This window comes from Actinoplanes sp. NPDC004185 (assembly GCF_053603475.1).
The window spans coordinates 125488-132218 of sequence record NZ_JBSGFR010000016.1; the positions used below are offsets into that span (position 1 = coordinate 125488).

Consider the following 6731-nt stretch of genomic DNA (forward strand, 5'->3'; position numbering starts at 1 on the left):
GACTCTGTGACTACCCGAACGTGAGGCATTTTGCCGAAGGGGTGCTGGTGCACTCACTGGTCAACGGACCGGCTCAGTCCGGGCCCTCGCACGGCGATTGCGGGTGCTTGCCCCGTTCATGCGTCACGACGACCGCGGCAACGACTTCGCCCGCCGTGGCCATCCGGCTGGCCTCGAAATAGTCGTCCGTTGCATTGAGCCTCTTCGCCTCCGGCAACGGCATCTCGATCAGTTCGACTGCTATCTCCTGGCCGATGGCGTTGTCGTTGAAGTACTGCGCGCCGCGCCAAGTCGCGAGAGTCTGGGGTTTGTCGAAGCCGAAAACGACTTGGACATAGCGGGTCGAGTCAGCCTCGCTCAGGTTGTGCATCGCCAGTATCACGGTGTTTCCCGGTTTGGGCGATGCCGTGCCTGTGAAGTATTCGCAGTCTCTGGTCGCCGTACCCGGAAGCGGTGAGGTGATGCTGCCCCGCGCGGTCGAGAACGACCTCCTGGTGATGCCCTGAGACGCCGCGATCGGACCTGGCTGAGTGGTCTGGGCCGCCGCAACGTTGCCGTCCGGATCCTCCTGGCCGGTCCAGAGCACCACGCCTGCGGATGCGGTGGCGATCAGCAGGGCGAGCGGGACGGCCACGACGGGGCGGCGCAACGAGCGGCTGACCAGGAAAGACCGCCGTGGGCGCGCGAACTCCCGGAGTCGGCTGCTCCAAGCCGGCAGGTCGTGCGGCCGATCTTCGGGGTCAGGAGCGAGCATCGACATCACGTGGGCTGCGGTCGCCGGGTCGAGCTTAAGACGCAGGACGGCGTCCCGCAGCATCCCGGCCCGGGTGTCGGGCTTGCCCGCTGATGACCGTGGAGGGTCCTGGCCGGTCAGACAGAAGAAGGTCAGGGCGCCGATGGCGTAGACGTCGGCGCTCGGCAGTCGCGGGCTGTGCGGCATCGCGAGCACTTCCGGAGCGCTGTAGGCGGGGGTGTGCCTGCCGGCGAGGTCGAGACCGTCCCGTGGCAGCTGCATGGTGGAGACATCGATCAGCACGAGGCCGCGGTCAGGTGTGATGATGCAATTCGACGGGGAGACGTCACGGTGGACGGTCGGGTTGCCGGCGGTCTGGGTGTAGGAGTGCAAGCGCGCAAGCGTGGTGCAGGCGTCCTCGATCCATTGGACGCGCTTCTCGACGTTCGCCGTCGTGGTGGGGCTGTCGCGGATCACGGTGGCGAGGTTCTCGCCCTCCACCCACTCCATCTCGATGATGATGGACTCGGAGGCGGAGAGGTCCGCCTGCCCCAGGTGGTGGGGCGGCGGTCCGGAGGTGAATTCGTGGACCCGGACCAGGTGATCCAGACGCATGTGGCGCAGCAGGGTCGTCTGGTCGCGCCACCGGGACCGGTCCTGGGCCGACGGCCAGCCGATGGCCGGGTCGGTCGGAGGATGCTGGACCTTCACCGCGAGAGGCAGTGGGGCGTCCAGACCGCCGTGGTATCGGGCGCGCCACGTGACCCCCTCACCTCCGGCGATGCCCTCACCCAGGAGCTCGTAGCGGTCGGGATCGTCGGCCGGGCCGACATACCAGCCGTTCGGTTCGTCCGGGCGAAGTCTGGCCTGGTAAGTCACGGGCACTTGCCCGTCGCCGACTGTGCGCAGAAAGTCCTGATTTCGCCCCGGCGCCGTCACGACTGCTGCTCCTCGGCGGGTGCTGCTGTCGGAAACCAGCGATTGCGGATCGCATAGCGGGCCAGCGACCAGCGGAAATCCGCTCCCGGCCGGGTGGGGTCGTCAGTGACCAGATCGGGCACGCCATGGCCGGTCAAGGTCTCCCGAACCGTCTGAATGACGTTGCGGACATATTGCGGCGACAGTCCCAGCGACGCTCCTATCTGCTGATATGTCGCCGGGGTGGCGTCCGCGCCCCGCTGGCTCAGCATCGGCGCGCACAGCGCTTCGACGACCTTGCGCTGAGCCGGCGTGAGTGGAAACGGTGTGGTCGTGGTGACGACGTCGGATGCTACGGCCACGACGTCCGGGCAGCTGACGGGCCTGGTCACGCCGGTGACGTCCAGATCGAGGTGGACAGTGGTCCCGGCCATGCCGGCGATGACGATCTGGAGCCGGCGATGGGGCAGGGATGTCACCGCGGCGCCCGGTTCGACGATGTGGTCCTCGCCGACGACCGGACGGATGACGAACGGCTTCGTGCCCGAGTGGTTCCGGATCAGAACGCAATCCTCGAGGACGGTGACGGAGCCCGCCGTCCGGGAGATGTGGGCGTCGTTGGGGAGCCTGATCGTGCAGTCCTTGCCCCGGCCGAATGTCAGAACATCACCGCGGACCAGCTGCCGCGCGGTTCCGCGATGGGTCACCCGGGCCGTCCCGTGGGGCGACGATGAGTCCGGCAATAGGTTCCACATCCCTGAGCGCGTACGAAGCCAAGAAGAGCCAATTCTGGCAGCGCGACCACGGATATGTCATCTATCACTCCGGACAGTAACGATGGGCCGGGTCGCCACAACCTCCGAGAGGTTCCGGCGACCCGGCACCACCGTCTGGGGGATGCCCGCTCAGCCGCCCCCGATGCGGGCATCCCTCCAGATCGGGCAAGGTCAGGAGCGGGCGTAGATCGTCACCCAGTCGATCTTGATGTGCCCGGATCCGGTGGGCCTCTGGTCGGAGCCGGACTCGGACTGCAGCACCCAGTGCATCGGCAGGTTGGGAATCTTGGTCGTGAAGCTGCCGATGAGGTTTCCGTCGAGGTAGTACTTCACGGAGCCGGGCAGCCATTCCGTGGTGGCGGTATGCCAGCCGGACGCGAAGGCGACGTTCGAGGGAGCCCAGTCCTGCCCGCCATCGGGGTCGGCGTAGTGCATGAAGCCGTCCATGTTCCCGGTGAGCGAGCCTTCCGGCCAGTCGACCTCACCGTGGGCCGGCCACACGTCATCGTCCGGCCAGAGCAGCCATGCCGAGTGCCAGCCGGTCATGCCCGGGTCCACCTTGAACCGCACCTGGTAACGACCGTAGGTCTGCGTCGGGGTCCGGGGAAGAATCGCGGCGGAGTACGCCACGCCGTTCTCGCTGTGCAGGTAGTAGTCGGCCATTCCACCGGACACCGAGACGTCCTTGCCGGTCCGCCATACCCCGCCGCCGTTGGTGTCGGGCGGGTTGTGGGCGTAGTCGTACTGGTCGAACTTCGTCGTGTAGCTGCCCGGCCAGCTGCCGAGGGCGACATCGTTGGTGAACTCCTCGGTGAAGACCTGCCGCCAGCCGGTGAGGTCGCCGACGGGCATCGGCTGCCCTGACGGACTGCCGCCCACGGCCGGGATCGTCACTGTTGCCGAGGCCGCTGTTCCTGTGCCGGCCGCGTTGGTGGCGGCCACCGACAACTGGTACGTCGTTCCCGGCTTCAGCAGGTTGAACGTGGCGCTACGCGTGGTGGCTCCGGTTGTGCCGCTCCATGGCCCGGTCCCTTGTGAGTCGGTCCCGTTGCGCCCGTAGGTGTACCCGGTGACGGCAGCACCGCCCGTGGACGAAGGTGGCGACCAGGTGAGAGTCGCCGAGGTTCCCGTCACCGTGGCGTTGACCGCCGTTGGCGCTCCAGGAACGGAGACGAACTGCCCGTAGTTGCAGGATGTCGACTTGAGGCCGTTCACGGTGGCCGACGCTTCCTGCAGGACGTGGGCCGAGGCGGCTCCGGCCGGGGCCGTGACGCTGGCGGTGACCGGCTTCCACGTCGTGGTGGACAGAGTTGTCGCGCCGCCTGGAGACTCGCTCAGGTAAGTGCCGGCGGCGTCGTACCACTCGACCACGAGTTGCGCCGTACCCGAGCCGCCGAGGAGCCGGTCCTGGACCGATACCGTCCAGCTCTGTGCGCCCGAGACCTGCAGTTGCGGCATCCAGAACGAGTGGCCGGTGGTGGCGAAGGCCCAACTCGCCCCCGGGGCGTCGCTGACCGCTACCCGGCTCACCGTCCCGGAGTCGAGGGCGCCCCAGCCGTTCAGGTTGGTCGCGAGCACCGGATTGGAACAGCTGTTGGTGGTGGCTGCCTCGCTCGGGGTTGTCGCGCCGATGAGCGCGCTTGCCGTTAAAGCTGTCGAAGCAAGAATCGACTTCCAGCGCATGACCCGCTCCTTGCGTGGTGAAGGGCTGTTTCTGCCGACTGCGGCGAAGATCAGCCGCAGGTCCCTCTGATCCGGCAGCCAATCAGCGGACGGGCCGGCCGGATAGTGCACCCCTGCACGGGGCTGCCGCTGCGATCAGGCCGCGCCGTAGAAGGGCGCGTCCCCGTAGGTGTAGATGCCGCCACTGGCCGCGCAGATCCAGTAGCCGTTGCCACTGGCCGAGCGGGTCAGACCGGTTGCCGTCTGTCCGTTGAAGTAGGACTGCCCGGCCGCGGCGCCGAAGTGCGGGGCGTCGCCGTACGCGTAGACACCACCGGCGGCGGACAGAATCCAGTAGCCGCGGCCGGACGCCGACGCGGTGAGGGCCACTGCCCGCTGTCCGTTGAAGTAGGACTGCCCGGCCGCCGCGCCGAAGTGCGGAGCGTCGCCGTACGCGTAAACCCCACCCGCGGCTGACATGATCCAGTAGCCGTTGCCGCCCGGCGATCGGGTCATACCGGTGGCCGTCTGCCCGCTGAAGTACGACTGACCAGCCGCCGCACCGAAGAAGGCGGCACCGCCGTAAGAGTAGATGCCACCTGCGGCTGACATGATCCAGTAGCCGTTACCGGCCGCGTTCGGCACCAGGGACACCGCCCGCTGACCGGCGAAGTAGGACTGCCCGGCGGCCGCGCCGAAGTGTGGGGCATCGCCGTAGGCGTACACGCCGCCGGCCTCGGACAAGATCCAGTAGCCGTTGCCGGACGCCGTGGTGACCAGCGCCGCCACGGTCTGCCCGGCGAAGTACGACTGACCGCGGGCGTCGCCGAACGTGGGCGCTGAGCCGTGCGGCCGGACGGCGCCGTCCCGCGTGACCAGGTAATAGCCGCCGCCCGATGGGGTGCGGGCCATGCCGGCGAACGCTCCTGCCCCGGCTTGGACCAGCTGCACGTTGGCGTAGTAGAGGGTCAGGATGTCGGCGTAGTTCCGATCGAGGCCGGCGCAGGTCTGCGAGCCGTACTGGCTGAGCCGGTCCGGATAGTTGGGCACGGCCACGCCGCACGCCTGGCCGCTGCTACCGGCGACGTACTGGGTGGGGAACAGCGCGCCGCCCCGTGTGAGTGTGACGCCCCAGGTGGCGTCGATGGCCGCGTCGGTGGTGGCTTGGCGGGAGTTGCGCTTGTACACCTGAGACGCGGTGTTGTCGGTGACGTCGTAGCACTGACCGCCGATGGTGCCGCCGTGTCCGGTGTTCATCGCGTAGTACCAGGCGTACTGCTTGACGGCCACCGCCCCGGCCTGCAGGGCGGCGGGTCGCCAGCTCGTCACCCACTCATTGGGGAGGGTGTCGCGGACGTATTCCCTGAACGGCACGGTGACGACGGCGCCGGCGCTGACGAGGCCGACCCGGATGGTGTCGGGCGGCGTGGTCGAGGACAGCCAACGGGTGCAGGTCGACGGCGCGGCCTCAGCCGGAGAGGCGAGGACAGACAGGCCGGCGCCGCAGGTGAAGAGGGAGAGGGCGAGGGCGGCGGCTCGGGATGCAGCGAACATGGTGGACGCTCCGAAGGTCAGCGGTACCGGGGGGTCCGGCCGACGCAGTGCACCGCTTCCGGGATGGTGCGGAACAGTGCAGGGCTGCACTGTCCCGCCGTACCGGTCGCAAGGTCTGCTTCGACGGAGCTGAAACTCTCGGAAGGGACCTTCGCCATGTCATCGACATCTCTCAGCCGCCGGCAACTGCTCGTGTTGTCCGGTGCGACCGCCACCGGTGCCGCGATCGGTGGCCTCGGTCTACCGGGCGGGCCCGCCTCCGCTGCTGTCGGGGTCATGCAGTGGCCGACCAGCGGGACCGTGACCAGCCTGATCGGCTGGCGCACCCTCAATGGAGTCAGGAAGTTCCACGCCGGGATCGACATCGGCACCGGCACCGGCACCGGCAGGCCGAACGTGGTCGCCGCGTACGGCGGCACGGTGCGGATCGCGCGGGACCAGGGCGACGGGTACGGCAACAAGGTCGTGATCGATCACGGATCGGGCTGGGAGACGCTGTACGCACACCTGCACGAGATCAAGACCGCCGTCGGTGCCACCGTCACGAAGAACCAGCTGATCGGCGTGGTCGGCAACACCGGCCATTCGTTCGGCAACCACCTGCACCTCGAGGCGCGGTTGCGCGGGCAGACGTACGAGGCATTGAACGACGCGGTGGGCCGCCGCACCGGCGGCTCGATCCGGCCCGGCGACCCGATCAACGTCGACTTCCCCGGCCTGGGCCCGGCGCCCGCCGCCGGGTATTTCCGGGGACTCGCCCTCTCGCCCGCTTCCGGTCAGGGCTTCTGGTTGGCCGCCCGGGACGGCGGCGTGTTCACGATCGGGGCGGCCACCTTCTACGGGTCGATGGGGGGCCAGGCACTCAACTCGCCGGTGGTGGGTATGGCCGCGCATCCGTCGGGCAATGGCTATTGGTTGGTTGGCGCGGACGGTGGGATCTTCGCGTTCGGGGCGGCCGGTTTCCAGGGTTCGATGGGCGGTAAGCCGCTCAATTCGCCGGTGGTGGGTATGGCCGCGCATCCGTCGGGCAATGGCTATTGGTTGGTTGGCGCGGACGGTGGGATCTTCGCGTTCGGGGCGGCCGGTTT

5 protein-coding genes are annotated in these 6731 nt (G+C 68.4%); 1 reads left to right on the forward strand and 4 read right to left on the reverse strand.

The annotated features are described in order from the left end of the window. Window positions 1–73: 73 nt before the first annotated feature. The 4 genes from ACWEOZ_RS18560 to ACWEOZ_RS18575 form a co-directional block, all read right to left on the reverse strand. Window positions 74–1672, reverse strand: a complete 1599-nt coding sequence (locus ACWEOZ_RS18560) for a serine/threonine protein kinase (RefSeq protein WP_451911909.1) — start codon at window positions 1670–1672, stop codon at window positions 74–76. Next, entirely contained in the window at window positions 1669–2358 is a 690-nt protein-coding gene (locus ACWEOZ_RS18565; protein ID WP_451911910.1) for a hypothetical protein, read from the reverse strand. The genes ACWEOZ_RS18560 and ACWEOZ_RS18565 overlap by 4 nt, the downstream gene beginning before the upstream one ends. A gap of 240 nt (window positions 2359–2598) precedes the next feature. Next, the gene (locus ACWEOZ_RS18570; protein ID WP_451911911.1) at window positions 2599–4110 is read right to left on the reverse strand and encodes a fibronectin type III domain-containing protein; all 1512 of its coding nucleotides are present in this window, start codon (window positions 4108–4110) and stop codon (window positions 2599–2601) included. 135 nt (window positions 4111–4245) lie between these two features. Next, the gene (locus tag ACWEOZ_RS18575) at window positions 4246–5643 is read right to left on the reverse strand and encodes a SpoIID/LytB domain-containing protein (RefSeq protein ID WP_451911912.1); all 1398 of its coding nucleotides are present in this window, start codon (window positions 5641–5643) and stop codon (window positions 4246–4248) included. Between the two features lie 300 nt (window positions 5644–5943). Between ACWEOZ_RS18575 and ACWEOZ_RS18580 the strand changes: the two genes are divergently transcribed. Continuing rightward, window positions 5944–6731: M23 family metallopeptidase (locus ACWEOZ_RS18580; RefSeq protein ID WP_451911913.1), on the forward strand; the 788-nt coding region annotated here is incomplete at its 3' end.